Source organism: Kitasatospora sp. NPDC089509, assembly GCF_044749365.1.
GTDB lineage: Bacteria > Actinomycetota > Actinomycetes > Streptomycetales > Streptomycetaceae > Kitasatospora.
The window spans coordinates 1-24,925 of record NZ_JBIVHS010000020.1 but is presented as its reverse complement, the minus strand read 5'-3'; the positions used below and the strand labels follow the sequence as shown (position 1 = coordinate 24,925).

The 24,925-nt window shown below is 73.4% G+C and carries 24 protein-coding genes; 12 read left to right on the top strand and 12 right to left on the bottom strand.

What is annotated here, in order from left to right:
* From ACIP4P_RS32065 to ACIP4P_RS32055, 3 genes are all read right to left on the bottom strand, one after another.
* Positions 1-201, bottom strand: coding sequence for a DUF5326 family protein (locus tag ACIP4P_RS32065; protein WP_188305823.1), 201 nt, complete (start codon positions 199-201; stop codon positions 1-3).
* A gap of 180 nt (positions 202-381) precedes the next feature.
* The gene (gene tenA / locus ACIP4P_RS32060) at positions 382-1,056 is read right to left on the bottom strand and encodes a thiaminase II (RefSeq protein WP_400924475.1); all 675 of its coding nucleotides are present in this window, start codon (positions 1,054-1,056) and stop codon (positions 382-384) included.
* Between the two features lie 128 nt (positions 1,057-1,184).
* On the bottom strand, positions 1,185-1,502 hold the full coding sequence (locus tag ACIP4P_RS32055) for a cupin domain-containing protein (protein ID WP_030278199.1): 318 nt from the start codon (positions 1,500-1,502) through the stop codon (positions 1,185-1,187).
* Between the two features lie 150 nt (positions 1,503-1,652).
* Here ACIP4P_RS32055 and ACIP4P_RS32050 point away from each other — a divergent pair, with 150 nt between their 5' ends.
* Positions 1,653-2,033, top strand: a complete 381-nt coding sequence (locus ACIP4P_RS32050; RefSeq protein WP_350518057.1) for a phage holin family protein — start codon at positions 1,653-1,655, stop codon at positions 2,031-2,033.
* Positions 2,034-2,126: 93 nt separating this feature from the next.
* On the opposite strand, the gene ACIP4P_RS32045 is transcribed toward ACIP4P_RS32050, so the two are convergent.
* Positions 2,127-2,549, bottom strand: coding sequence for an SsgA family sporulation/cell division regulator (locus tag ACIP4P_RS32045; protein ID WP_350518056.1), 423 nt, complete (start codon positions 2,547-2,549; stop codon positions 2,127-2,129).
* A gap of 393 nt (positions 2,550-2,942) precedes the next feature.
* On the opposite strand from ACIP4P_RS32045, the gene ACIP4P_RS32040 reads away from it, so the two are divergent.
* A complete protein-coding gene (locus ACIP4P_RS32040) occupies positions 2,943-3,485 on the top strand; it encodes an NUDIX domain-containing protein (protein WP_350518055.1) in 543 nt (180 codons plus the stop codon).
* 47 nt (positions 3,486-3,532) lie between these two features.
* Here ACIP4P_RS32040 and ACIP4P_RS32035 read toward each other — a convergent pair whose 3' ends face one another.
* From ACIP4P_RS32035 to pdhA, 4 genes are all read right to left on the bottom strand, one after another.
* A complete protein-coding gene (locus tag ACIP4P_RS32035) occupies positions 3,533-5,101 on the bottom strand; it encodes a globin domain-containing protein (RefSeq protein ID WP_400924472.1) in 1,569 nt (522 codons plus the stop codon).
* Positions 5,102-5,344: 243 nt separating this feature from the next.
* Positions 5,345-6,673 (bottom strand): dihydrolipoamide acetyltransferase family protein, encoded by a 1,329-nt coding sequence (locus ACIP4P_RS32030; RefSeq protein ID WP_400924698.1) that lies wholly within the window; start codon positions 6,671-6,673, stop codon positions 5,345-5,347.
* Between the two features lie 5 nt (positions 6,674-6,678).
* Positions 6,679-7,674, bottom strand: a complete 996-nt coding sequence (locus tag ACIP4P_RS32025; RefSeq protein WP_350518053.1) for an alpha-ketoacid dehydrogenase subunit beta — start codon at positions 7,672-7,674, stop codon at positions 6,679-6,681.
* Positions 7,674-8,813, bottom strand: a complete 1,140-nt coding sequence (pdhA, locus tag ACIP4P_RS32020; protein WP_400924469.1) for a pyruvate dehydrogenase (acetyl-transferring) E1 component subunit alpha — start codon at positions 8,811-8,813, stop codon at positions 7,674-7,676. The genes ACIP4P_RS32025 and pdhA overlap by 1 nt, the downstream gene beginning before the upstream one ends.
* A gap of 164 nt (positions 8,814-8,977) precedes the next feature.
* On the opposite strand from pdhA, the gene ACIP4P_RS32015 reads away from it, so the two are divergent.
* The gene (locus ACIP4P_RS32015; RefSeq protein WP_078859968.1) at positions 8,978-9,424 is read left to right on the top strand and encodes an Lrp/AsnC family transcriptional regulator; all 447 of its coding nucleotides are present in this window, start codon (positions 8,978-8,980) and stop codon (positions 9,422-9,424) included.
* Between the two features lie 21 nt (positions 9,425-9,445).
* Here the strand turns inward: ACIP4P_RS32015 and ACIP4P_RS32010 are convergent, their stop codons facing one another.
* Positions 9,446-10,030: a TetR/AcrR family transcriptional regulator gene (locus tag ACIP4P_RS32010; RefSeq protein WP_400924467.1), complete on the bottom strand. Its 585-nt coding sequence runs from the start codon at positions 10,028-10,030 to the stop codon at positions 9,446-9,448.
* A gap of 129 nt (positions 10,031-10,159) precedes the next feature.
* Here ACIP4P_RS32010 and ACIP4P_RS32005 point away from each other — a divergent pair, with 129 nt between their 5' ends.
* The 3 genes from ACIP4P_RS32005 to ACIP4P_RS31995 all read left to right on the top strand — a co-directional run bounded on the left by ACIP4P_RS32005 (position 10,160) and on the right by ACIP4P_RS31995 (position 14,931).
* Positions 10,160-11,428, top strand: a complete 1,269-nt coding sequence (locus ACIP4P_RS32005) for a hypothetical protein (protein WP_350518051.1) — start codon at positions 10,160-10,162, stop codon at positions 11,426-11,428.
* Positions 11,429-11,580: 152 nt separating this feature from the next.
* On the top strand, positions 11,581-13,281 hold the full coding sequence (gene paaN, locus ACIP4P_RS32000) for a phenylacetic acid degradation protein PaaN (protein WP_350518050.1): 1,701 nt from the start codon (positions 11,581-11,583) through the stop codon (positions 13,279-13,281).
* Between the two features lie 153 nt (positions 13,282-13,434).
* Entirely contained in the window at positions 13,435-14,931 is a 1,497-nt protein-coding gene (locus ACIP4P_RS31995; RefSeq protein ID WP_400924464.1) for an FAD-dependent monooxygenase, read from the top strand.
* A 78-nt stretch (positions 14,932-15,009) separates the two neighbouring features.
* Here ACIP4P_RS31995 and ACIP4P_RS31990 read toward each other — a convergent pair whose 3' ends face one another.
* A complete protein-coding gene (locus ACIP4P_RS31990; RefSeq protein ID WP_400924462.1) occupies positions 15,010-15,576 on the bottom strand; it encodes a CGNR zinc finger domain-containing protein in 567 nt (188 codons plus the stop codon).
* Between the two features lie 260 nt (positions 15,577-15,836).
* On the opposite strand from ACIP4P_RS31990, the gene ACIP4P_RS31985 reads away from it, so the two are divergent.
* From ACIP4P_RS31985 to ACIP4P_RS31965, 5 genes are all read left to right on the top strand, one after another.
* Complete coding sequence (locus ACIP4P_RS31985; RefSeq protein ID WP_400924460.1) at positions 15,837-17,996, top strand: protease pro-enzyme activation domain-containing protein; 2,160 nt, start codon at positions 15,837-15,839, stop codon at positions 17,994-17,996.
* Positions 17,997-18,295: 299 nt separating this feature from the next.
* Positions 18,296-19,330, top strand: coding sequence for an XRE family transcriptional regulator (locus ACIP4P_RS31980; RefSeq protein WP_400924458.1), 1,035 nt, complete (start codon positions 18,296-18,298; stop codon positions 19,328-19,330).
* A gap of 188 nt (positions 19,331-19,518) precedes the next feature.
* A complete protein-coding gene (locus tag ACIP4P_RS31975; protein ID WP_350518045.1) occupies positions 19,519-19,986 on the top strand; it encodes a VOC family protein in 468 nt (155 codons plus the stop codon).
* Between the two features lie 10 nt (positions 19,987-19,996).
* Positions 19,997-20,905, top strand: a complete 909-nt coding sequence (locus ACIP4P_RS31970) for a pyridoxamine 5'-phosphate oxidase family protein (protein WP_350518044.1) — start codon at positions 19,997-19,999, stop codon at positions 20,903-20,905.
* 219 nt (positions 20,906-21,124) lie between these two features.
* Positions 21,125-22,462 (top strand): peptidoglycan-binding protein, encoded by a 1,338-nt coding sequence (locus ACIP4P_RS31965; protein ID WP_400924455.1) that lies wholly within the window; start codon positions 21,125-21,127, stop codon positions 22,460-22,462.
* Positions 22,463-22,499: 37 nt separating this feature from the next.
* On the opposite strand, the gene ACIP4P_RS31960 is transcribed toward ACIP4P_RS31965, so the two are convergent.
* Positions 22,500-23,249, bottom strand: coding sequence for a TrmH family RNA methyltransferase (locus ACIP4P_RS31960; protein ID WP_400924453.1), 750 nt, complete (start codon positions 23,247-23,249; stop codon positions 22,500-22,502).
* A gap of 5 nt (positions 23,250-23,254) precedes the next feature.
* A complete protein-coding gene (locus ACIP4P_RS31955; RefSeq protein ID WP_400924451.1) occupies positions 23,255-23,890 on the bottom strand; it encodes a TetR/AcrR family transcriptional regulator in 636 nt (211 codons plus the stop codon).
* Positions 23,891-23,983: 93 nt separating this feature from the next.
* Here ACIP4P_RS31955 and ACIP4P_RS31950 point away from each other — a divergent pair, with 93 nt between their 5' ends.
* The gene (locus ACIP4P_RS31950; protein ID WP_400924449.1) at positions 23,984-24,649 is read left to right on the top strand and encodes a hypothetical protein; all 666 of its coding nucleotides are present in this window, start codon (positions 23,984-23,986) and stop codon (positions 24,647-24,649) included.
* Positions 24,650-24,925: the final 276 nt, after the last annotated feature.

Here is a 24,925-nt window from a genome sequence, read left to right as displayed (position 1 = left end):
TCAGCTCTTGGCGGCCTTCTTCACCAGGATCACCACGGCGGCGGCGATGCCGACGACCACCAGCAGCTTGATCACGATGCTCAGCAGGGCGCCGACGACGCCGAAGACGAAGGCGATGATGTTCCAGGCCAGCACCAGGACCAGCACCGGGATGACGATGTTGCGCACCCAGGAGGGCAGCGACTTCCAGAGCTCAGCCATGTCGGTTCTCCTTCTCCCCTCGGGTCGGCTGCCGTCCGGTGGCCGCATCCCGCTTGCTTCGACACTTCGATCGTACGGGGGCGCAGACGCCGGAACGAGGGCCTGCGGCCCGGAGAGAACCCCTAGATCACCCCTATCCGCACCCCCGGGGGGACCCCCGAGAAACGGCGGGTGAACCGGTCAGACCGGCCAGCGCTCCCCGCGCCAGGCGGCGTCCCAGAACATCCACTCGTAGCGCGAGGTGGTCCCGAAGTGCTCGACCACCCTTCGCCGTTCGGCCGCCGAGAGCTCCTCGCCGATCCGGTCGGTGAGCGCCAGCACCCGGCGGACCACGGACTGGAAGGCCTCGTCTCCGTAGGTGCCGATCCACTTGGCGTACAGCGGGTCGGGGGAGCCCTGGGCGAGCAGGGCCTCGCCGACCCGGGCGTAGATCCAGTAGCAGGGCAGCACCGCGCCGAGCGCCTCGGCGAAGGACCCGCCGTAGACGGTGGCCAGCAGGTAGCTGGTGTAGGCCCGGGTGGTCGGCAGCACCGGCTCGGCGGCGGCCTCCGCGGCGGTGCCGCCGAAGGCGGTCAGGAACTCGGCGTGCATGCCCTGTTCGGCGGCGAGCGCGCCGACCGCGTCGTCCGCGAAGGCCCGGACGTCCGCCTCGCCGGGCGCCTTGGCGGCGCAGACGGCGAGTGCGCGGGCGTAGTCGCGCAGGTAGTGCGAGTCCTGGACGACGAAGTGGCGGAAGGCCTCGCGCGGCAGGGTGCCGTCGGTGAGGCCGCCGATGAAGGGGTGGGCGAGGATCTCGGCGTAGATCGGCTCGATCGACGCCCAGAGCTCGTCGGTGAGGCTGAGGCTACGGGTCATGCGAACGACCCTAGCCCGACCGGCCCCGGCACCCGCGTCCGGTCCTCCGTCGTCCGGCCCGCCCGGGTTCAGTCCGCCCGCGTCCGGTCCTCCGTCATCCGGCCCTCCGAGGCCCCGCTCTCCGGGGTTCAGTCCTCCGGCGGGGAGAACACCACCAGCACCCGCAGTTCCTCGGTGATGTGGTGGAACCGGTGCGGGGTGCCGGCCGGGACGTACACCACGCTGCCGCGCCCGACGGTCGCGGTCTCGGCGCCGACGGTCAGCTCGGCGCGACCGCTGATCACCTGGTAGATCTCGTCCTGGTCGTGCGCGGTCTGGGTGTCGGTGTCACCGGGGGAGAGCGCGTACAGCCCGGCGGACATCCGCGGTTCGCGCAGGAAGCGCAGGTAGGCGCCGTCGTTGGCCGCCCGCTCGGCGTCCAGTTCGTCCAGCCGGAACATCTTCACCGCTGTCGTCCTCCTCCGCGCGCTGCTCGCGCTCCTCCTGCCCCGCCGGTCGGGATGCGTCCCGTCCACCTCCGGGACCAGGGGCATTCAACACCAACTCGTCCGGTGGGAGCTTCCCCCGGGCCGTGGCGCCTGTCAGGCTTGGGCGGCATGAAGGGTTTCGTCATCAAAACACTGATCAACGCGGCGGCCATCTGGGTCGCCGCCTGGATCGTCAGCGGCATCCAACTCGCCGAGGGCAAGGCCGACTGGCAGCACAAGGCCCTGACGGTGCTCGGCGTGGCCGTCGTCTTCGGCCTGATCAACTGGCTGATCAAGCCGGTCGTGAAGCTGTTCTCGTTCCCGCTGTTCATCCTCACCCTGGGCCTGATCACCTTTGTGATCAACGCCCTGATGCTGTTGCTCACCTCTTGGGCGTCCACCCGGCTGTCGTTGGACTTCCACGTGGTCAACTTCGGTTCCGCGCTGGTCGGTTCACTGATCGTCAGCCTGGTGTCCTGGGGTCTGCACCTGGCCCTGGACGACGACTGACCGGCGTCGTGACCGGCCGCGAAAGGGGCCCGTGCCCGGGTGGTCCACCGGGTACGGGCCCCTTCGTCGCCGCTGCCCCGGCGCCCGGGGCGCTCACCCCGCGTCGCAGCCCCGGAGGATGTCCGCGAGGTGGGCGTCGAGCTCCCGGCCGGTGACCTCCTGCCCCATCGGCACCAGCCGGTCGGTGCGCGCCAGGAAGGCGAGCAGCGGCGACACCGAGGAGCGCAGCACCGCGTCCCCGTTGGGGGAGTGGAGTGCGATGCAGACCTCCGAGAGCTCCCCGCCCACCGGGTGGATGTGCACGTCGCCCTCGCCGGACGGGCCGCTCAGGCCGTCCAGCAGCAGTTCGCGCGCGAAGACCCAGGTGACCGGGGCGTCACCGGGCAGGTGGAAGGTGAAGCGGACCGCGTACGGATCGCCGGGCTCGTACGCCAGGTCCGCCACGATGCTGAAGGACAACTCGGGCGAGACCACGAGGTTCATCACCAGGTGCCCCTGGACTGTGCTGTGCTGCATGGCGCCAGTACCTCTTTTCTGCCCGGCCTCGGGGTGGGGATTGAGGGTTCCGCCGGCGGCCGGACATGTTTTCGACGGTTTTATGCAAGCGGTCCACGTTCGATCCCCATCGTCCACGTTTGGGGAGGTAGTGGACAAGGTGTGCTTTTTCAAATGGTGAACGAGGAGCACACCGGTCCCCGGACCGCTTCCGGCACGGGGCGTGCGGGGACGAACGGGCGGATTCAGAAGCCGAACGGTGGTCCTCCGGACGCCGGGGACGGGCCGATCCGCCCGACGGCCGACCACGGGAGCACGGCGGGACCCCGAACGGATGCACCCGCCCGGGTCGGCGTTTCGGCTCCCGCCCGGCGCGGGAGACTCCCGCACAACGTTCCAGCCCCGGAGGTCGCCATGGGCCCCGACAACCGAACCCCGCCGCTGCGCCCGGTGGTCAAACGGACCGCGCGGGCGATCCTGCTGGAGCTGGATCCGGACGACCCGTACGGCCCGGCCTCGATCGTGCTGATCCGGCGGGTCCGGCCCGGCGCTCCGCACCCGTACTGGATCACCCCGGGCGGCGGGGTCGAGCGGGACGACCGCACGGTGGTCGAGGCGCTGCACCGCGAGGTGGACGAGGAGTTGGGCGGCAAGGTGGTGGACGTGGTGCCCGCCTTCGTCGACACCATCAGCCACACCCTCCACGACGACGGCACCCTGCTGCACCCGCACGGGGTCAAGGTGCAGCACTTCTTCGTCTGCCGGCTGGCCTCGATGGACCTCAGCCGGCGGCACGGGCCGGAGGTGACCGACCCCAACGGCGAGTACCAGGTGGTCCGACTGCCGTTCACCCGCGAGGGCGTGACCTCGGTGAACGTCGTCCCGCCCCGGCTGCGGGCGTACCTGGCGGCCAACATCGAGGGCATCCGCGCACTCCTCGCTCCCGATCTGGGCTGATCCCCCGGCGCGGACCGTTGCCCCCGGCCCGCTCCGATCAAGTGTCCTCAGCCGGCGGCGAGTTCGCCGACCAGGTCGTGCCGGATCCGCTCGGCCGGCAGGCCCGCCGCGAGCAGCGCAGCGACCCCGCGCCGGACCATCGCGGGCGGACCGCTGAGCACCGCCTCCCGCCCCGGCCACGGCCCGAACCGGCCCACCACCTCGGGGAGTTCACCGGTCAGCGCGCCCTCGGCCGGGCCGGTGCCGGACAGCACCGGCCGTACGGTCAGCCAGGGCAGCCGTCCGGCCAGGTCGCGCAGCGCGTCCAGCTCGTACAACTCGGCCGCGCCGCGGGCCCCGTAGAACACCTCGACGCTGCGGCCGCCGACGGCGCCGTACTCGGCCGCCTCCTCGACCAGCGCGCGGATCGGCGCGATGCCGGTGCCGCCGCCGAGGCAGAGCAGGTCGGCACCGGCGGTGTGGTCGACGGTCATCGCCCCGTCCGCCGCCCCCAGCCGCAGCACGTCCCCGGGGGCGGCCCGGTGCACCAGCGCGTTGCTCACCCAGCCCGCCTGGACGGCCTTGACGTGGAAGGTCAGCAGCCCGTCCGGGCGGGGCGCGGAGGCGAAGGAGTAGTGCCGCCAGACCCGCGGCCACCAGGGGGTCTCCAGGCTGCAGTACTGGCCGGCCCGGAACGGGTAGGCCTGGTCCGGGCGGACGGTGAGCACCGCGACGTCCCGGGTACGGCGCTCGTGCCGCACCACCTCGCCCTGCCACCACGGCGGAGAGGTGCGGGCGGCCTCCTCGGCGGCCTCGATCATCAGGGTGGAGATCAGCCGGTAGGCGCGGCGCCAGGCCAGTTCGGTGTCGGCGTCCCACCGGCCGCCCGCGTAGCGGGCCAGCGCCTGCACCAGGCACTCCCCCACCGGGGCGTAGTGGCCGGTCAGGGTGCCGTAGCGGCGGTGGCCGCGGCCGAGCGCGCTCAGCCGGGTGCGCAGCGCGGCCGGGTCCTCGGCACCGCGGGCGGCGGACAGCAGGGCGCGGAACAGCCGGTCGCGCTGGACGTCCATGGCGGCCGGGAAGAGCGAGCGGACCTCGGGGTGCTGGAGGAAGAGCAGGGCGTAGAAGTGCGCGGTGGCCCGGTCCGCGACCGGCTCGACGACCGCGAGGCTGACCCGGATCAGCTCGATGTCCCGTGCGGTGAGCGGGAGTTCGTCGACGGCTCCGCCCGAGCCGACGGCGGGCGGTGCGGCCGGCGGCTGCGGAGGGGACGGGAGCCGCCCACCGGCCGGGGCCTGCTGGGCGGCCCAAGCTTCGGTCCAACTGTCGCCGGGGCCGGACCAGTTGAGGCTGGGGGCGTCGGTGAACAGGGGCCGGAAGGCCGGGGCGGTGCCGGTGGTCGAGGGCGTCTCCGGATGGCTGGGCGCGGGAACGGCCGGCGGGTGGGCGGGCGGCTCCGGGATCACCGGCCGCACCGGTTCCAGAACGGGAGCCGACTCCAGAACGGGAGCGGGCTCCAGAACGGGCACGCCCGCCACCGGGGCCTCCGCCACCGGCACCTCCGGCAGCCCCGGGACGGCGGCCGCCCCCGCCGAGCCGTGCCCGGTGCGGATCAGAAGTGTTCTGCGGGACTTCACCGCTACGTTTCGAGTACCCAAGAGAATCGTTTCGCCTCCGGCCGGCCTGCGCCACCACCTGGCTTGTCTCTGCTGACGCCTAGGCAGCGTGGCACGCCCGGAATACTCATCCGACAAATCACGCGAAGCCCGGACGCCCGGCCCGGGAACGCGCTACTCTCACTCGATCGGTGTCGCCCTGAGTGCCGAGCAGCACACCCAGGGCGACCCCGCCCTGCTCACAGCGGCCGCGTTCCGGCCCGCTCAGAGCTGCCGCAGCAGCATCCCCGGCTGCTCGACGCAGTCCGCCACGAACCGCAGGAAGCCGCCGGCCGTCCCGCCGTCGCAGACCCGGTGGTCGAAGGTGAACGACAGCTGCGTCACCTCGCGAACCGCCAACTCCCCGCCGCGCACCCATGGTTTGGCCACGATCCGGCCGACCCCGAGCATCGCCGCCTCGGGGTGGTTGAGGATCGGGGTGGAGCCGTCCACGCCGAACACCCCGTAGTTGTTCAACGTGAAGGTGCCGCCGGTCAGTTCGGCCGGAGTGAGCGAGCCGCTGCGCGCGGACTCGGTCAACCGGCCCAGCTCCTCGCCGAGTTGCTCGGTGCTGCGGGCCTGCGCATCCCGGACCACCGGGACGACCAGTCCGCGTTGGCCCTGGGCGGCGAAGCCCAGGTGCACCGCCGGGTGCCGGACGATGCCCGAACCGTCCTCGGTGACACTGGAGTTGAGCTCGGGGAAGCGCGCCAGCGCGACCGTGCAGATCCGGGCGAGCAGTGCCAGCACACTCACCTTCGGACCGGGAGTCGCGTTCAACTGCCGCCGCAGCAGCATCAGTTCGGTGGCATCCACGTCCACCCAGCAGGTCGCGGCGGGAATCTCCCGGTGGCTGCGGCTGAGCTTCTCGGCCACCGCCTTGCGCAGTCCGCGCAGCGGGACGCCCTCGACCGCCGGAGCGGCGGCGGCAACCACGGCGGCCGCGACCGCCGGGGCGGCCACCTTGGCCGCGACCGCCCGCTCCACGTCCGCCCGCATGATCAGCCCGTCCGGCCCGCTGCCGACCAGCCCGGCCAGGTCGACCCCCTGTTCCCGGGCCAGCCGCCGCACCAGCGGCGAGATCACCGGCACCACGACCGGAACGGCAGCAGCCATCGGAACGGCGGTCACCGGAGCCGCAACAACCACGGGAGCCACCGGTGCGGCCCCCACGCCCGCCGCCCCGACCCGGCGCCGCCGCCCGCCCTTGGACTCGACGACCCCGTACCCGACCAACGGCCGCTCCACCTCGGCGGACAGCCCGGACAGCCCGGCCGGCGCGTCACCGGCGGCCTCCGCACCGCCCCCCGAGGCCACCGCGACCGTCACCAACGGCGCGCCGACCGCGATCTCCTCCCCCTCCGCCCCGTACCGCGCGGTGACCACCCCGCCGTACGGACAGGGCACCTCCACCACGGCCTTCGCCGTCTCCACCTCCACCACCGGCTGGTCGACCGCGATCACCTCGCCGACCTCGACCAGCCAGCGCACCACCTCCGCCCCGGTGAGTCCCTCACCGAGGTCGGGCAGCCGGAACTCCCGTACGACGGGCATCATCCTCAGTCCTCCCACTGCAGCCGGGCGACCGCGTCCAGGATCCGGTCCACCCCGGGCAGGTGGTGGTGCTCCAGCATCGGCGGCGGGTACGGGATGTCGAACCCGGTGACCCGCAGCACCGGCGCGGCCAGGTGGTGGAAGCAGCGCTCGGTGACCCGGGCGGCGATCTCCGCGCCGGTGCCGCCGAAGCCGGTCGCCTCGTGCACCACCACGGCCCGCCCGATCGAGCGCACCACCCGGGTGACCGTCTCGTCGTCGAAGGGCACCAGGGTGCGCAGGTCCAGCACCGCGAGGTCCCATCCCTCGGCCTTCGCCGCCTCGGCCGCCTCCAGGCAGACCGGCAGCGAGGGCCCGTAGGTGATCAGGACGGCGGAGGTCCCGGTCCGCCGCAGCGCGGCCCGACCGATCGGCTCGACCGGCGCGGTCGGGTCGAACTCGGCCTTGCCCCAGTAGAGCCGCTTGGGCTCCAGGAAGACCACCGGGTCGTCGGAGGCGATCGAGGCGCGCAGCAGTCCGTAGGCGTCGGCGACCGTCCCGGGGGTGACCACGTGCAGGCCGGGGGTGCTCGCGTAGTACGCCTCGGAGGCGTCGCTGTGGTGCTCGACCCCGCCGATGCCGCCGCCGTACGGGATGCGCACGGTGATCGGCAGCGGCAGCCGGCCCGCCGTGCGGTTGCGCATCTTGGCGACGTGCGAGAAGAGCTGTTCCAGCGCCGGGTAGGCGAAGGCGTCGAACTGCATCTCGACCACCGGGCGCAGCCCGTACATCGCCATGCCGATCGCGGTGCCGAGGATGCCGGCCTCGGCCAGCGGGGTGTCCAGGCAGCGGTCGGGGCCGAACTCGGCGGTGAGACCGTCGGTGATCCGGAAGACGCCGCCGAGCGCGCCGACGTCCTCACCGAGCACGTGGACGGTCGGGTCCTCCCGCAGGGCGTCCCGCAGCGCCGAGTTGAGCGCCTGCGCCATGCTCGAAGTACGTACCGGGGTAGCGGTCGACATCAGTGCTGCACCTCGGCCTCGGCGGCCAGCTCGGCGGACAACTGGGCTGCCTGCTCCCGCAGTTGCGGGGTCGGCTCGGCGTAGACGTGGGCGAACAGCGCCATCGGGTCGAGCTCCGGGTCGGCGTGGAACTCGGCCCGCATCCGGGCCGCCAGCGCCTCCGCCTCGTCCGCCGCGTCCTGCACCAGCCCGTCGTCCAGGATGCCGAGTCCGCGCAGTGCGCGGTCCATCAGCAGGATCGGGTCGTGCTCCCGCCAGGCCTCCACCTCGGGTTCGGTGCGGTAGCGGGTGGCGTCGTCGGCGTTGGTGTGGGCCTCGATCCGGTAGGTCAGCGCCTCGACCAGGGTCGGGCCCTCGCCGGCCCGGGCGCGCGCGACGGCCTCGGCGAGCACCGAGTGCACGGCGGGCGCGTCGTTGCCGTCCACCAGCCGGCCCGGTATGCCGTAGCCGACCGCCTTGTGGGCCAGGCTGGGCGCGGCGGACTGGGCGCTGAGCGGGACGGAGATCGCGTAGCCGTTGTTCTGCACCAGGAAGACGACCGGCGCCCGCAGCACGGCGGCGAAGTTCAGCGCCTCGTGGAAGTCGCCCTCGCTGGTGCCGCCGTCGCCGAGCACGGCCAGCGCGACCACCGGCTCGCCGCGCAGCCGGGCGGCGTGCGCCAGTCCGACGGCGTGCGGGGCCTGGGTGGCGAGCGGGGTGCAGAGCGGGGCGGTCCGGCTGGCGCGGGGGTCGTACCCGGTGTGGGCGTTGCCGCGCAGCAGGGTGAGCGCCTCCAGCGGGTCGACGCCGCGGGAGACCACGGCGAGGGTGTCCCGGTAGCTGGGGAACAGCCAGTCCTGCTCGCCGAGCACCAGCGCGGCGGCGACCTGGCAGGCCTCCTGCCCGGTGGAGGCCGGGTAGACGGCGAGACGGCCCTGCTTGGTCAGGGTGGTCGCCTGCTGGTTGTAGCGGCGGCCGACGACGAGTCGCCGGTAGAGCTCGCGCAGCAGCGCCGGATCGTACTTCTCCAGCGCCGGGGTGCCGAGCACCCGGACGGGGGAGGCGTCCGGGAGGAGCGGGGCCGGATCGGTGCGCGGGGCGGTGGCCCCGGGCATCCAGCCGGGCACTCCGGTGTGGTGTCTGTGGTCGAGAACGGTCATCTCGGGGCACCTCCAGGGGTGGCGGGGGCTCCCTACCGATTGTTCGGTCGTCTGTTCATCTTGACCAGAAGCGTGACAAGGTGGTGGACATTCGGCCCGAGCGGCGGTCGACTGGTGGCAGTGTGTCCAATCGGCGAGGGTGGGGGGTCATGTCGGCTGAACAGATGTCCAGACTCGACCGGGTCGACCGGTCGATCCTGCGGCTGCTGCAGCAGGACGGTCGCGCCTCGATCCGCTCGGTGGCCGAGCGGGTGCACGTGTCCCGGGCCAACGCCTACGCCCGGATCTCCAGGATGGTCGAGGACGGCGTCATCCGCGGTTTCACGGCCCGGGTGGACCACGAACGGGCAGGTCAGGGCGCGTCCGCGTACATCACCCTGAAGATCGTGCAGAACTCCTGGCGGACCGTGCGCGAGCAGCTGCTGGAGCTGCCCGGGGTCGCCCACATCGCCCTGGTCGGCGGGGACTTCGACGTCCTGCTGCTGGTGCACACCGCCGACAACCACGCCCTGCGGGAGCTCGTGCTCAACCGCATCCAGTCCATCCCGCAGGTACTCGGCACACGAACCATGCTGGTGTTCGAAGAGACCGACCAGGTCCCCCCGGACTGACGGCGCCCCCGGGTCAGCCGATCAGCGCGCCCGCAGCCCGTCGAAGGCCAGGTGCACCACCGCGTCCGCGACCCCGTCCGCGCCCTTCACTCCCGGCCGGTACCACTCCACGATCGAGTTGATCATCCCGAACAGCAGCCGGGTCGCCAGCCGCGGTTCCACGTCCCCGCGCAGTGCGCCGTCCGCGACGGCCGCCCGCACCAGCTCCGCCACCTGGTGGTCGAAGTCCCGCCGCCGCTCCAGCGCCCACAGCTCGGTGGCCGTGTTGCCGCGCACCCGCAGCAGCAGCGTCACGTACGGCAGCTCCGCCAGCAGCACCTCCGCGGTCCGCCGCACCACGTGCTCCAGCCGCTCCACCGCCGGACCGGCCACCGCCGCCGGCTCGGCCAGGATCCCGAACAGCCCGTCCAGCGCCCGCCCGACGGCCAGCCGCAGCAACTCCTCCTTGCCGCGGACGTGGTGGTAGATCGAGGACTTGGAGATCCCGGCCGCCCGGGACAGGTCCTCCATCGAGGTGCCGTCGTATCCGCGCTCGTTGAACACGTCGACGGTCACGGCGAGCAGTGACTCGACGGTGTAGGCGGTGCGCGTGGTGTGATCGGCCATCCTCCGAGTATCCCCGGCCGCCCCGCGCCGTACGCGATCGGGTCCGGTCGGGTCCATGCCTGTGGCAAAGCCCAGGCCCTAGACTCGGCGGACGATCGTCCACGTCCAGCAGGCTGGGGTCCACAGCTGATGAACGCAATACCGGCAGTCTCCTCCGACGTGCCCGAACAGCACAGCGAGGAGCCGGAGGACGTCCCCAGCCGCTGGCAGGACCGTGCCCAGGCCCTGGTGCTCCGCTACGGACCGGCCGTGTGGTGCTACGCGGTGCTCAAGCTGATCGGCTTCACCGTCTTCATGAAGCTGCTCTCCTTCGGCGGCGACTACGCCAAGAAGCCGGCCCGGTTCGGCGGCGGCGCCAACCCCTGGGACGTGCTGGCCAGCTGGGACGGCTGGTGGTACCAGCAGGTCGCCCAGTTCGGCTACCACCCGGCGCTGGTCCCGATCCCCGGCGGCCAGCCCGGCTTCACCATCGAGCAGAACTCGGCCGCCTTCTTCCCGCTCTACCCCGGCCTGATCCGGCTGACCTCGGACCTCACCGGCCTCGGCACCTACGGCGCCGGGATGCTGGTCTCGGTGGTGGCCTCGCTGTTCGCCGCCGCCGGGATCTTCGCCGTGGTGGAGAAGCTGTCCGGCAGCGCCAAGGCGGGCGTGATCGCGGCCGGGATCTGGGCGATCGCCCCGGGCTCGGGCGCCGAGTGGGCGGTCTACTCGGACTCGCTGTTCGTCGCGCTGGCCGCCTGGGCCTGCTACTTCACGATGACCAAGCAGTGGGTCACGGCCGGGGCGATCACCCTGGTCGCCGGGCTCAACCGGCCGACCGCGGCGGCGCTGATAGGCGCCGTCGGCCTGGCCGCGCTGGTGGAGCTGTTCCGGCGGGAGAGCGGGGTGCTGCGCCCGCTGACCGCGATGGTGCTGGCCCCGGTCGGCCTGCTCGGCTACGTGGCCTGGGTGGGCTGGCGGACCGGCGAGTGGGGCGGCTACTTCCGGATCCAGCACGACGCCTGGCTGCACTACTTCGACGGGGGCCAGGGCACCTGGCAGGCGATCCGCGGCGTGCTGCTGGGCCGCAGCGACTACCCGTTCGCCTTCCCGGTGCCGGACCTGCTGGCCACCCTGATCGTGTTCAGCCTGCCGGTGCTGATCGTGCTGCTGATCCGGCTGCGCCCGCCGCTGGTGCTGACCGCCTACACGCTGGCCACCATCGTCTCGGTGCTCGGCAGCCTGGGCATCTTCGGCAACGTCTCGCGCTACCTGCTGCCGGCGTTCCCGCTGTTCATCGCGCTCGCGGTGGGGATGCGCAAGCTCAGCTGGCCGGTGCTGGCGACCGTGCTGGGCAGCGGCGCGATCGCCTCGGGCTGGTACGCCGGGTACGTGATCTTCGAGCTCGGCGTTCCGTAACCGCACTCCGCACGAACCACCGGGGGCGCGTCCGACCAGGACGCGCCCCCGGCGCGTTCCCGCCGGAAATCCGTTCCCTGCACCCTCTTGAGCCGACCGATCGTTCGGTTACCCTGTGACGTGTCCCGTCCTCCCTCCTGAGGAGCGCACAGATGTCCGCAGCGGTCACCCACCCCCTCGTCGGCGAGCTGGTCGAGCGCCACCAGGCCACCCTGGACGCCGCGCTCGCCGCCGCCGCGAAGCGCGACTACTGGTCCGCCTACCCCGAGTTCCCGAAGGCCTACGGCGAGAGCGGCCCGGCGGACGGCAAGGCCGCCTTCGACGCCCTGCTCGGCCGGCCCTTCGCCCTCGACGGCCACCCCACCGACGGCGACCAGGTCGGCGGCGAGGCCTCCCCGTACGGCATCGAGCTGGGCATCGGCTACCCGCACGCCGGCCCGGACGCGCTGATCGCCGCGCTGACCGCCGCCCGGCCCGGGTGGGCCGCCGCCTCTCCGCTGACGCGCGCCGCCGTCTGCCTGGAGATCCTGCACCGGATCAACGCCCGCTCGCACGAGTTCGCCCAGGCCGTCATGCACACCACCGGCCAGGCCTACGGCATGGCCTTCCAGGCCGGCGGCCCGCACGCCCAGGACCGCGGCCTGGAGGCGGTCGCCTACGCCTACGCCGAGCAGACCCGGCTGCCCGAGCAGGCCGGCTGGACCAAGCCGCAGGGCAAGCGCGACCCGCTGGTGATGACCAAGCAGTTCACCGTCGTCCCGCGCGGCCTCGCGCTGCTGATCGGCTGCAACACCTTCCCCACCTGGAACGGCTACCCCGGCCTGTTCGCCTCGCTGGCCACCGGCAACCCGGTGCTGGTCAAGCCGCACCCGCGGGCCGTGCTGCCGCTGGCGCTGACCGTCGCCATCGCCCGCGAGGTGCTCGCCGAGGCCGGCTTCGACCCCAACCTGGTCTGTCTGGCCGCCGAGCACGAGGGCGGCACGGTCGCCGCGACCCTCGCCGTGCGGCCCGAGATCAAGATGATCGACTACACCGGCTCCACCGCCTTCGGCGACTGGCTGGAGGAGCACGCCAAGCAGGCCCAGGTGTACACCGAGAAGGCCGGCGTGAACGCGGTCGTGATCGACTCCACCGACGACTACAAGGGCATGCTGGGCAACCTGGCCTTCGCGCTCTCCCTCTACAGCGGCCAGATGTGCACCACCCCGCAGAACGTCCTGATCCCGCGCGGCGGCATCGGCACCGACCAGGGCGACAAGTCCTTCGACCAGGTGGTCTCCGACCTCGCCGCCGCCATCGAGGGCCTGCTCTCCGACGACGCCCGCGCCGCCGCCGTCCTCGGCGCCGTGGTCAACCCGGGCGTGCTGCAGCGCTCGGCCGCCGCGGCCGGCGGCGAGTACGGCGAACTCGCCCTCGCCCCGCGCGCGGTGGTCTCGCCGGACTTCCCGGGCGCGACCCTCCGCACCCCGGCCCTGGTCAAGCTGGACGCCGACAAGCCGGACGACCGCGCGGTCTTCCGCACCGAGTGCTTCGGCCCGGTCTCCTTCGCGGTCGCCGTCGAATCCACCGCGGCGGCCGTGGAGTTGCTGCGCACCACGGTCCGCGAGAAGGGCGCCATGACGGCCTCCGGCTACACCACCTCGCCCGAGGTGGAGGCCCTGCTGGTGGAGGCCGCGCTGGACTCCGGCGTCTCGCTCTCGCTCAACCTCACCGGCGGCGTCTACCCCAACCAGACCGCCGCCTTCTCCGACCTGCACGGCACCGGCGCCAACCCGGCCGCCAACGCGGCCTACTGCGACGGCGCCTTCGTCGCCAACCGGTTCCGCACGGTCGAGATCCGCCGCCACGGCTGAGCCGCGGCACCCCCGGACGAACCCGCGTCCCCCGGTCGGCAGCCGCCACCGGGGGACCGGCGGTTCACGGCTCCGCAGGCACCCGCGATGATGGAGGCTGGGAGAGCGCCGGGAACGGCGTCCAACCGCCCTCCGAACAACGGGAGCTGATACATGGCTGTGAAGCCGACGACCGAGACCGACGTCATCATCGTCGGTGCCGGACCGACCGGACTGCTGCTGGCCGGCGATCTCGCCGCCGCCGGGGTCGGCGTCACCGTCCTGGAGAAGCGCTCCGCCGAGTCCAACCTCACCCGGGCCTTCGCCGTGCACGCCCGCACCCTGGAACTGCTGGACGCCCGGGGCCTCGCCGACGAACTGATCGCCACCGGCCGCCCGCTCAGCGGGCTGCGGATGCTGAACAAGGTCGGCATCGACCTCAGCTCGCTGCCCAGCCGCTTCCCGTTCGTCCTGATCACCCCGCAGTACAACGTCGAACGGGTGCTCCAGGAGCGCGCCGAGCGGGCCGGCGTCACCGTCCTGCGCGGCGCCGAGGTCACCGGCCTGCGCCAGGACGGCGAGGGCGTCACCCTGGAGACCCGCGACGGGCACAGCCACCGGGCCCGCTACGCGGTCGGCACCGACGGCGTCCGCTCGGCCGTCCGCGAGCTGCTCGGCATCCCCTTCCCCGGCGAGTCCGTGGTGGACTCCGTGGTCCTGGCCGACGTCCGGCTGGAGCGGGAGCCCGCCGACGCGATCGCCGTGGGTGCCAACAAGACCGGCTTCTCCTTCATCGCCCCGTTCGGCGACGGCTGGTACCGGGTCATCGCCTGGGACCGCAACGAGCAGCACCCGGACGGCTCCACCCCCACCCCCGAGCAGCTCTCCGCGATCGTCCAGGCCACCCAGGGCGAGGACTTCGGGCTGCACGACGTGCGGTGGAGCTCCACCTTCCACAGCGACGAGCGGCAGGCCCCCAACTACCGCTCCGGCCGGGTCTTCCTGGCCGGCGACGCCGCCCACTGCCACTCCCCGGCCGGCGGCCAGGGCATGAACACCGGCCTCCAGGACGCGGCCAACCTCTCCTGGAAGCTCGCCGCCGCCCTGCGCGGCCGGGCCACCGACGCGCTGCTGGACACCTACCAGACCGAGCGGCACCCGGTCGGCAAGGCGGTGCTGCGCACCTCCGGCGCGCTGATCCGGCTCGCCCTCGCCGAGTCCGCCCCCACCCGCGCCCTGCGCGGGGCGCTCACCGCGATCGGCGGCCACCTCGACCTGCTCACCGAGCGCGGCGCCCGGACGGTCTCCGGCATCGAGATCGCCTACCCGGCCCCCAAGGGCGCCCACCCGCAGGTCGGCAAGCGCGTCCCGGACCTCCGGCTGACCGCCCTCAGCAAGCCCGCCGAGGGTGCGCCGACCGGCCCCGAGCGGCTCTACGAGGCGCTCCGCGCCGGGACGTTCGTCCTGGTCAGCAATGACGAGCTGACCGCCGTCGGGCCCTGGGCGGACCGCCTGGTCACCGCCGCCCCCGCCGACCCGCACGGCAAGCTGGCCGACACCGTCCTGCTGATCCGCCCGGACGGCTACGTCGCCTGGGCCGCCGTCGACCCCGGCGAGGGCGAGCTCCGCGAGGCCCTCACCAGCTGGCTTGGCGCCCCCGCCGAGGACTGACCGACCGCACGGGCGCGCGGGCCGACGCCCGCGCGCCCGCCGGCCCCCGGTCGGCCGGGCCGCTCAGCACCGCACCGCTCAGCCCCGCGCCTTCACGTAGTGCCGGGCCGCCTTCGCCCGGTTCCCGCAGACCGCCATCCGGCACCACCGCCGGCGCCCGTTCTGCGAGGCGTCGAAGAAATGCAGAATGCACGCCTCGTGTGCGCACTGTTTCACCCGGTGCGGGCCCTGCCCGAGCAGCGTGAGGAAGCCGTCCGCCACCAGCCAGGGCGCCAGCCACTCCGGCCGGTCCGCCTCGACCCGGTCCTCCGCCCCGCCCGGCCCGGCCGTCCGCCGGATCCGTCCGTGCGCCAGCAGCCCGTCCAGTCCGGCCCGCGCGTCCGGGCCCAACTCGCCCTGCTCCCGGGCGTCCCGGGCCGCCAGCTCGATCGTCTCGCGGGTCCGCCGGATGGCCGTCAGCCCGGCCTCGTCGGCCGTGCAGCGCCCGCTCAGTCCGTTGCTGGAGAGCCAGATCCCGTACTGCTCCACGTCGGTGAGCGCGTCGTTGACGGGCGTTCCGGCCCAGCGGGTGTTGAGCAGGTCGATCGCCAGCGGTTCGCCGATCAGCGGTCGGCGGTCCCTCGGATCCGGCTGCACGTCAGTCATCGCACTCCCCTCGGCCCGCTCCGATTCTACGGCCGTCGCGGCGGCGCCGATTGGTATGGACCGGCGGCGCAATTCCGTCCATTCACTGTATGGAATCCCCGGTTTTCCGGCCCTCCACAGTTGACTGTTTTTTAGCAACGAATTGCTAGACCATGATCCACCGCGCCGATCCGCTCTGACATGTTCTAGCCAGCGTTCTCGAACCCCTCGGAGCGCCTTGCCCCTTGCCGGCTCCCCACAGCCGGACGGAGGAGGATCCGTTGCGTCCCCGTTCCCTCGCCCTCGCCGCGGCGATAGCCGTCCTGCCGCTCACCGCCGTCTCCCTCGGCGTCTCGACCGCGCAGGCAGCCACCCCCCACGTCGCCCCGCGAGTCGCCCTGCCGAACACCGTGAACCCCGCGGTCGCCCACTCCGAGAAGAAGGGCGACGTCCCGGCCGAGCAGCAGATATCGGTCGCCGTCAGCCTCAAGCTGCGCAACTCCGACGAGCTGGACCACTTCCTCGGCGCGGTCACCACGCCCGGCGCACCGGAGTACGGCCGGTACCTGACGCCGGAGCAGTTCAGCGCCCGGTTCGCGCCCACCCAGCAGGCCGTCGACCAGGTCCGGGACTACCTGACCGCCCAGGGCCTGACCGTCAGCGACACCAGCGTCAACCGCCAGGTGGTCAACGCCCGCGGCACCGCCGCGCAGATCTCGCAGGCCTTCGGCACCCACGAGAGCGCCTACCTCGACCCCGGGCAGCAGCGCACCTTCTTCGCCAACGACGCCGCCGCCTCGATCCCGGCCGAACTGGCCTCCGTGGTCCAGGGCGTGAGCGGCCTGGACGACCACGCGGTGCGCAAGGGCCGGATCGCCCCGCAGTCGGTGACCCCGAACGCCGCCACCTCGACCCCGAGCGGCATGGCCCCGGCCCAGTACCGCGGCGCCTACAACCTGGACAAGACCGGCGCCGACGGCACCGGCACCACGGTCGCCCTCTGGGAGTTCGACGGCTACAAGTCCTCGGACCTGACCACCTACGACGGCCAGTACGGCCTGACCGGCCCGGCCGTCTCCACCGTCTCCGTGGACGGCGCGAACTACGACTCCGCGCCCGGCCAGGGCGAGGGCGAGGTCGAGCTGGACAGCGAGATCGTCCGCGGCGCGGCCCCCAAGGCCAGCCAGCTGCTCTACGAGGCGCCCAACAGCGACCAGGGCGAGATCGACATGGCCAACAAGATCGTGGCCGACAACAAGGTCTCGGTCATCTCGATCTCCTGGGGCACCTGCGAGCCGGACACCACCGCCTCCTCGATGACCGCCGTCGACAACGCCTTCAAGCAGGCCGCCGCCCAGGGCATCTCGGTCTTCTCCGCCTCCGGCGACGACGGCTCGAAGGACTGCACCCGCTCCGCCAGCGGCGCGAGCGTCACCTCCGTCGACTTCCCGGCCTCCAGCCCGCACCAGACCGGCGTCGGCGGCACCAACCTCCAGGTCACCGGCTCCAACGGCTACTCCTCGGAGAGCGCCTGGAGCACCGCCGGTGGCGGCGTCTCCACCGTGTTCGCCAAGCCGAGCTGGCAGACCGGCACCGGCGTCGCCGGCACCATGCGCACCGTCCCGGACGTCTCCTCCAACGCCGACCCGAAGAGCGGCTTCGCGATCTACACCGGCGGCGGCTGGAACGTCTACGGCGGCACCAGCGCGGCCGCCCCGCTGTGGGCCGGCTACGCCGCCCAGTTCAACCAGAAGGCCAAGACCGCCGGCCAGCCCGTCCTGGGCGAGGCCAACCCCAAGCTGTACGCGGTCGCCAACAGCGGCCAGTACGGCAGCACTTTCCACGACGTGACCACCGGCGCCAACCAGGACTACTCGGCCGGCCAGGGCTACGACCAGGTCACCGGCTGGGGCAGCCCGGTCGCCGACGCCCTGACCACCGCCCTGCTCGGCGGCGGCAGCACCACCCCGCCGCCCACCGGCGGCTGCACCGCCGCCCAGCTGATCGGCAACGGCGGCTTCGAGACCGGCACCCCGGCCCCGTGGACGGCCTCCGGCAGCGTGCTGGACAACGGCACCGGCGAGCCGGCCCACTCGGGCAACTGGAAGGCCTGGCTGGACGGTTACGGCTCCGCCCACACCGACACCCTGTCCCAGACGGTCACCGTGCCGGCCGGCTGCAAGTCCGCGGTGCTGACCTTCTGGCTGCACGTCGACACCGCCAAGACCGACCCCACCCCGACCGACACCCTGACCCTCCAGGCCGGCTCCACCACCGTGGGCACCTGGTCCAACGCGGACGCCGCCGACGGCTACGTCCAGCGCACCGTGGACCTGTCCGGCTACGCCGGCCAGACCGTGAACCTCACCTTCACCGGCACCGAGGACGGCAACGGCCAGACCAGCTTCGTGATCGACGACGTCGCCCTGAACGTCGGCTGATCACCGGCCGGTAGCACCACCCGACCCCCGCCGGGGCGGCGCCGAGACGGCCCGCCCCGGCGGTGTCCGTTTCCGCCCGTTTCCCCGCCCTCCCCCGGGCCGGGTTCCGGTCGTGTTTCCGCACTGTTTCAAGATCGATAACCATCCGCTCCACCTGCCGTGACCACTGTCATACCCGCGACGGATGACGTAGCCTCTCGACCGTGCATAGGGTTCCCCAAAGCTCGGTGAAGCCGCTGGCGGCGCACCCCGGCATCGGCCCGGTGCCACCGAACTCACCTGGTGGGGAGGGTCACCGCATGGCCGCACAGCAGCCTCAGGACGCCGCGCGGCTGCGGCTGGTCGGATCGCGTACGGAGCGCCCCGATCCACCCGTCCCGGCACCCCCGCCCGCCCAGGGCACCCCGCCGGCCCCCGCGCCGTCCGCCGGACGCCCCGCGTCGGCCGGCGGCTTCGCGGACGCCCTGCACCTGGCGATCGAGGCCAGCGGCCTCAGCCTGGACCGGATCCGGGCCGCCCTGGCCCAACGGGGCGTCAGAGTCAGTGTCACGACGCTGAGTTACTGGCGCCGCGGCCGCAGCCAGCCCGAGCGGGCCAGCTCACTGCGCGCCGTCCACCTGCTGGAGGAACTGCTCGGCCTGCCGCACAGCGCGCTCTCCTCGCTGCTCGGCCCGCCCCGCCCGCGCGGCCGCTGGGCCGCCGCCGCCAACACCCTCCACCTCGGGCTGGAGGACGTCTGGCCGGGCGAGCAGGAGATCGCCGCGATCTTCGCCGAACTGGACGCCCCGCCGGCCGGCGAGCTGGAGCGGCTCAGCATCCACGACTCCTACTACGTGGACGCCGAGCGGCGCGGCAACCTGCTCCGGATGCGCCAGGTGGTGCGCGCCACGGTCGGCGGCGTCGGCCGCTGCCTGGTCGTTCACAAGGCCGACGAGGAGGCCACCGGCTGCCCGGAGATCACCTCGGTGCGGCACGGCCGGCTGGGCCGGGTCCGCCGCCGCCCGGAGGCCGGGCTGACCGTCGGCGAGCTGATGCTGGACCGCCCGCTCGGGCTCGGCGACAGCACGGTCTTCGAGTACGAGGTGGAGATCCCGCCGGGCGGCCCGACCATGGAGTACAGCCGCCGCTTCGCCACCACGGTGCGCGAGTACGTGCTCCAGGTGCACTTCGACCCGGCGGCCGTCCCGGTGCACTGCGAGCGCTACGACCGCGAGCCGGGCGCCGACGTCGACCACCGCCGCGAGCAGCTGTGGATCGGCGCCTCGGCGAGCGCCCACGTCCTGGCCCCGGACCAGCAACCGGGCCACATCGGCATCCGCTGGGAGTGGGCCTAGCCTCCACCCGAGCCCCCCTCAAGCCCCACCCGAGCCCCGTCGGCCCCCGTGCCGGCGGGGCTCTCGCACGCCCGCGACCTGACCCCTTCACAGACCAATACCGGTTGACGCTCCATCACCTAACCAATAATCTCGCCAGTACCGGTTAGGCAGCAGCCTGGCCGACCCGACCCCGGGAGCGACCAGCCATGTCCAGCAGCACCCCGCCCCGCACCCTGCAGACCGGCCACGTGGGTCTGAACGTCACCGACCTCGACCGCTCGATCGACTTCTACCGCGCCGTGTTCGGCCTCCAGGTCACCCACCAGGGCACCGACCCCGAGCGCCGCTACGCCCTGCTCGGCCGCGACGGCCGTCTGGTGGTCACCCTCTGGCAGCAGAGCCGGGGCACCTTCGCCACCGCCACGCCCGGCCTGCACCACCTCTCCTTCGAGGTGGAGGACCTCGACGAGGTCCGCGCCACCGAGCACCGGCTGCGCGACCTGGGCGCCGAGTTCGCCCACGACGGCGTCGTCCCGCACCACGAGGGCTCCGCCTCCGGCGGCGTCTTCTTCAGCGACCCGGACGGCATCCGGCTGGAGGTCTACACCCGCACCGGCCTGGACGGGACCGCCACGGCCCCCCACGCCGATGCCCCCACCTGCGGCTTCTTCTAGGACGCACCCCATGACCAGCACCGGCACGCCCTACCACCCCGGCGAACGGACCGCCCAGGCCCACGCCGGCGCGACCGACCGGGCCGACCACGCCGGCCGGTCGATCCGCGACACCGTCCCGGCGGTCGCCGCCCGCTTCCTGACCGAGCGGCGGATGCTGGTGATCGGCGCCGCCGACCGGGACGGGCGGCTCTGGGCCACCCAGCTGTCCGGCCCGGCCGGCTTCCTCCGGGCGGACGAGCGGACCATGACGGTCGCCGCCCACCCCGCCGCGGCGGACCCGCTGGCCGAGGCCCTGGCCCGCCCCGCCCCGGTCGGCACCATCGCCCTGGACCCGGCCGGCCGCCGCCGGATGCGGCTCAACGGCCGCTCGACCCCGGACGGCCGGGGCGGGCTGACGGTGCACGCCGAGGAGGTGGTGTCCAACTGCCCGAAGTACATCCAGCGCCGCACCCCGCTGGACCGCCCGGGCGCCGCCGAGCCCCGCTCCGTCGGCGCCGGACCGGTGCTCACCCTGGCCCAGCAACTGACCGCGGCCACCGCCGACACCTTCTTCATCGCCACCGTCGGCCCGGACGGCCGGGTGGACGCCTCGCACCGCGGCGGCTTCCCCGGCTTCCTGGAGGCGGTCGCGCCGGACCGGCTGCGCTGGCCCGAGTACCGGGGCAACGCGATGTTCATGACGCTCGGGAACCTGGAGCTGGACCCGAGGGCCGGACTGCTGCTGCCCGACTGGGAGACCGGCGGGGCGCTGCTGGTCACCGGCGAGGCCCGCACCGACTGGTCCGAGCAGGCCCGGCAGTCCGCCCCCGGCGCCGAGCGGATGGTCGAACTGACCGTCACCGGCGTCCGTCAGCTCGCCGACGCCACCCCGCTGACCTGGACCGATCCCGAGTACTCGCCCGCCAATCCACGCTGACCGGCCCTCAGCGTCCGCACCCGCCCTACCCGCTCGGCCGATCCGCCGCCACGTCCGGCGGCCCTGGGAGCGGGTCCTCACCCGTCCGGCTCAATCCGCCGCGCCGCACCCCGCCCGCTTTGGGACTTTGGTCCCGATAACACGCGGAGCGTCCGGGAAGGCAACTCCTGTCCCGCCGTCAGGCGCCGACCAGGAAAAACCGCAGGAAAGAGGCGGAGCATGACCCTTACCGACCCCCTGTCCCCGCTGATGGAGTTCGACGAGGTCGAACCGGAGGAGGACTGCATATGCGGGGGCTGCAACGCCCGCCGCCGCGCCCGGCTGCACGCCGCCCCGGTCCACGAGGGCGGACACGCCGCGGCCCGCTCCGTCCGCCGCCGGGCCGCCGTGCTGATGGCCGCCGTGGGCACCGCGATAGGCGGCGGCACGGCCGCCGCCGGCTCCGCCACCGCCGCGCCCGCGCCCACCCCCACCCCGGGCGGCAGCAGCACCGCCCAGCCCCCGCAGACCCCGCAGGGCGAGGTCAGCGGCCTCTTCGGCCAGGCCCCGGGCGCCCGCTCCTTCGCCGCCCCGCGCCTCGCCGCCCAGCCCGTCACCCGGGCCCAGATCATCCAGCGCGCCCAGGGCTGGGTCGACCAGGGAGTGCCGTACAGCATGGGCCGCTACTGGTCGGACGGCTACCGCCAGGACTGTTCCGGCTTCGTCTCGATGGCCTGGGGCCTGGGCAGCAGCCAGACCACCTGGACCCTGCCCAACTTCGCCGACCGGATCGGCCGGGACGACCTCCAGCCCGGCGACGTGCTGATCTACAACAACCCGACCAACCCCCAGGCCGGTTCGCACGTGACCATCTTCGGCGGCTGGACGGACTCCTCCCGCACCAAGTACGTCGCCTACGAGCAGACCTCCCCCGGCACCAAGAAGCGCTCCACCCCGTACGCGTACTGGAACAACTCCGGCGGCTACGTCCCCTACCGCTACACCGGCCTGTCCGGCCCCAGCAACGACGGCGGCGGGCCCTCCGCGAACGCCTTCCCCGGCGCCCAGTACTTCGGCCCCGGCCAGAACAACGCGTACGTCACCAGGCTCGGCCAGCTGCTGGTCCAGCGCGGCGGCGCCCGCTTCTACACCGAGGGCCCCGGCCCGCGCTGGGGCGAAGCCGACCGCAAGGCCACCCAGGCCTTCCAGCTCGCCCAGGGCTGGCGCGGCGCCGAGGCCGACGGCTATCCGGGCAAGGACACCTGGGACTTCCTGGTCAACGGCAAGGGCCGCAACATCGACGGCGGCGGCGGAACCCCGCTGCCTCCCCCGCCGCCCACCACCGCCTTCCCCGGCACCCAGTACTTCGCCCCCGGCCAGAACAACGACTACGTCCGCCAACTCGGCGAACAGCTGGTCCGCAAGGGCTTCGGCGGCTCGTACGGCGTCGGCCCCGGCCCGCGCTGGACGGAGAGCGACCGCAGGGCCGTCCAGGCCTTCCAGCTCGCCCAGGGCTGGCGCGGCGCCGAGGCCGACGGCTACCCGGGCCCGGACACCTGGCGCCGGCTCTTCTCCTGACCCGCCCCGAGGCGCGGCACCACCCCGGTGCCGCGCCTCAGCGCCGCCCCGACATCCAGTGGAACAGCCCCATCGCCACGCTGGTCGCCAGGTTGAAGCTGGACACCCCCGGCTGCATCGGCACCGCGACCAGCCGGTCGGCCCGCTCCTTGAGCTCCGCCGACACCCCGTGCCGCTCGGTGCCGAAGGCCAGCAGCGCGTCGTCCGGGAACGGCAGGTCCCGGATGTCCGTCCCCTCCGGATCCAGCACGTACAGCGGCCCCGCGGGCAGCTCCGGCAGCGCCACCCGCTCCACCGCGGTCGCGAAGTGCAGCCCCGCGCTCCCGCGCAGCACCGTCGGGTGCCAGGGGTCCAGCTCTCCCGTGGTCACCACCCCGGTCGCCCCGAACCCGGCCGCCAGCCGGATCACCGCCCCGACGTTCCCCAGGTTGCGCGGGTTCTCCAGCACCACCACCGGCGCCCGGCGCGGCCGCTCGGCCAGCACCGCCCGGTTGGCCGCCACCGACGGCCGCACCGCCAGCGCGATCACCCCGGTCGGGTGCAGCCGGGGCGCCAGGGAGCGCAGCCGTGCCTCCGGCAGCTCGACCGCCAGCGCGTCCAACGCCACCGCCACGTCCGGCGCCAACTCCCGCGCCAGCGCCGACAGTGCGGCCCGGTCCGCCGTCAGCACCCGCCGCACCTCACCCCCGAACCGCAACGCGTGCTTCAGCGGATGGAAGCCGTCCAGCAGCACCACGTCCGACGCCGATTCGGCCGCCCGCCACTCCCGCACCACCTGATCGTCCATGCCGGTCACTCTCCCACCCCCGGTTCGCCCGGCCGCCCGGCGGCCGCGATCACCTCGTCGAACCCCAGCGGCACCCCCAATGGACCGTCCGTCCCCGCCAGCCCGGCCAACACCACGTCCAGGTGCCGGTGCACCAGCCCCCCGTCCGCGTCCAGCGCCGCCAACGCCCCCGGCAACGGCCGCGAGACCCGCACGCACAGCAGCACCAGGTCCCCCATCCCCACGTCCGCCCGCACCCGCCCGGCCTCCCGGGCCGCCCCCAGCAGCCCTTCCACCGCGACGACCGTCCCCCGCCGAACGGCCGCCAACTCCTCGTCCACCACCAGGCGTTCCAGCAGCACCACGATCGCCGCGCCCATCCGCAGATCGGCGGCGGCGTGCACGAACCGGCGCAGCGCCTCGTACGGATCCGGTTCCGCCGCCCGCGCCTCCTCGGCGGCCTCCGTGAGCCGGGCCAGCAGATCGGTCACCAGGGCCCGGACCAGCGCCTCCCGGTCGGGGAAGCGCCGGTACAACGTCGCCGGCCCGACCCCCGCCCGCCGGACCACCGCGTCCAGCGGCGCGTCCGGCCCCCGCTCCAGGAACACCTCGCACGCGGCATCCAGGATCCTGCGCCGGCTCCGCTCCGCGTCGGCCCTCATCCATCACTCCCTAACCGGAGAAACTCTCTCCCCCTATGCTAGCGTCAAGGAACCGGAGAAAACTTCTCCGCATAACCTCCGAGGAGCGTCACCGTGACCACCACCGCCCTCACCGTCCACACCACCCTCGACGGCACCCCCCAGTCCCGCGAAGCCGTCCTCACCTGGGAACTCGACCGCGCCCGCGCCGCCCTCCACCTCCTCAAGCAGCGCCTCGGCGACGACCGGATGCGCGAACTCCTCACCCCCGACACCACCGCCGCCGACACCGCCCTCACCGCCTGGGCCCACGCCTCCGCCGGCCGCTGGCGCACCGCCGTCACCGAACTCACCGCCACCGGCATCGACGCCACCCGCTTCCTCACCTGGTGGCAGGGCCGCCTCCAGGCCGGCGACCGCCCCGCCCTCCTCGCCGCCAACCCCGAGCACTACCTCGCCGACTCCACCGGCGACCGGGTCGAGATCATCGAGACCATCGGCACCACCCCCACCCGCTTCTTCCTCCACTTCCACGACGACGTCCCCATCACCACCCCCGACGCCACCACCTTCCCGACCCGCATCGGCGGCACCGGCACCCTCGCCGACGGCACCGAGGTCCTCCGCGTCATGCACGAGTTCGCCGACACCCCGAACGGCCTCCACATCCGCCTCACCGTCCAGTTCCCCGAAGCCGCCCCCGACCTCCTCCCCACCGGCCACCAGTGGCACTTCGCCTGCGAGTTCACCAACTGGCTCCAAGCCGCCCACACCGCCTGACCCCCAAGCAGGCGCGGGGGCGAAAGCCCCCGCGCCCGCAACACCCCACCCCTCACCCCGCACCCACCCACCCCCAGCACCCCCACCCACCTCTCCCCACCCACCTTCCCCCTCCCTCCCCGGCGAGAGGGACGCGCTGCGGGAGGGGGCGGTGGAGGGGGTGGGTGCGGAGAGGGGCGTGACGGGTGATTTTCAGACTGCCAACGGCGGCCAGGCATACGCAGACAGGGTCGGCAGTCCGAAAATCACCCAGCCCCCGGAGCACCCACCCCCGGA

Bases quoted from the DNA above. Each gene is read 5' to 3' on its own strand.
- ACIP4P_RS32065 (WP_188305823.1), bottom strand. From the start codon at position 201: ATGGCTGAGCTCTGGAAGTCGCTGCCCTCCTGGGTGCGCAACATCGTC.
- tenA (WP_400924475.1), bottom strand. From the start codon at position 1,056: ATGACCCGTAGCCTCAGCCTCACCGACGAGCTCTGGGCGTCGATCGAG.
- ACIP4P_RS32050 (WP_350518057.1), top strand. From the start codon at position 1,653: ATGAAGGGTTTCGTCATCAAAACACTGATCAACGCGGCGGCCATCTGG.
- ACIP4P_RS32045 (WP_350518056.1), bottom strand. From the start codon at position 2,549: ATGCAGCACAGCACAGTCCAGGGGCACCTGGTGATGAACCTCGTGGTC.
- ACIP4P_RS32040 (WP_350518055.1), top strand. From the start codon at position 2,943: ATGGGCCCCGACAACCGAACCCCGCCGCTGCGCCCGGTGGTCAAACGG.
- ACIP4P_RS32030 (WP_400924698.1), bottom strand. From the start codon at position 6,673: ATGCCCGTCGTACGGGAGTTCCGGCTGCCCGACCTCGGTGAGGGACTC.
- ACIP4P_RS32025 (WP_350518053.1), bottom strand. From the start codon at position 7,674: ATGTCGACCGCTACCCCGGTACGTACTTCGAGCATGGCGCAGGCGCTC.
- pdhA (WP_400924469.1), bottom strand. From the start codon at position 8,813: ATGACCGTTCTCGACCACAGACACCACACCGGAGTGCCCGGCTGGATG.
- ACIP4P_RS32015 (WP_078859968.1), top strand. From the start codon at position 8,978: ATGTCCAGACTCGACCGGGTCGACCGGTCGATCCTGCGGCTGCTGCAG.
- ACIP4P_RS32010 (WP_400924467.1), bottom strand. From the start codon at position 10,030: ATGGCCGATCACACCACGCGCACCGCCTACACCGTCGAGTCACTGCTC.
- ACIP4P_RS32005 (WP_350518051.1), top strand. From the start codon at position 10,160: ATGAACGCAATACCGGCAGTCTCCTCCGACGTGCCCGAACAGCACAGC.
- paaN (WP_350518050.1), top strand. From the start codon at position 11,581: ATGTCCGCAGCGGTCACCCACCCCCTCGTCGGCGAGCTGGTCGAGCGC.
- ACIP4P_RS31995 (WP_400924464.1), top strand. From the start codon at position 13,435: ATGGCTGTGAAGCCGACGACCGAGACCGACGTCATCATCGTCGGTGCC.
- ACIP4P_RS31990 (WP_400924462.1), bottom strand. From the start codon at position 15,576: ATGACTGACGTGCAGCCGGATCCGAGGGACCGCCGACCGCTGATCGGC.
- ACIP4P_RS31980 (WP_400924458.1), top strand. From the start codon at position 18,296: ATGGCCGCACAGCAGCCTCAGGACGCCGCGCGGCTGCGGCTGGTCGGA.
- ACIP4P_RS31975 (WP_350518045.1), top strand. From the start codon at position 19,519: ATGTCCAGCAGCACCCCGCCCCGCACCCTGCAGACCGGCCACGTGGGT.
- ACIP4P_RS31970 (WP_350518044.1), top strand. From the start codon at position 19,997: ATGACCAGCACCGGCACGCCCTACCACCCCGGCGAACGGACCGCCCAG.
- ACIP4P_RS31965 (WP_400924455.1), top strand. From the start codon at position 21,125: ATGACCCTTACCGACCCCCTGTCCCCGCTGATGGAGTTCGACGAGGTC.
- ACIP4P_RS31960 (WP_400924453.1), bottom strand. From the start codon at position 23,249: ATGGACGATCAGGTGGTGCGGGAGTGGCGGGCGGCCGAATCGGCGTCG.
- ACIP4P_RS31955 (WP_400924451.1), bottom strand. From the start codon at position 23,890: ATGAGGGCCGACGCGGAGCGGAGCCGGCGCAGGATCCTGGATGCCGCG.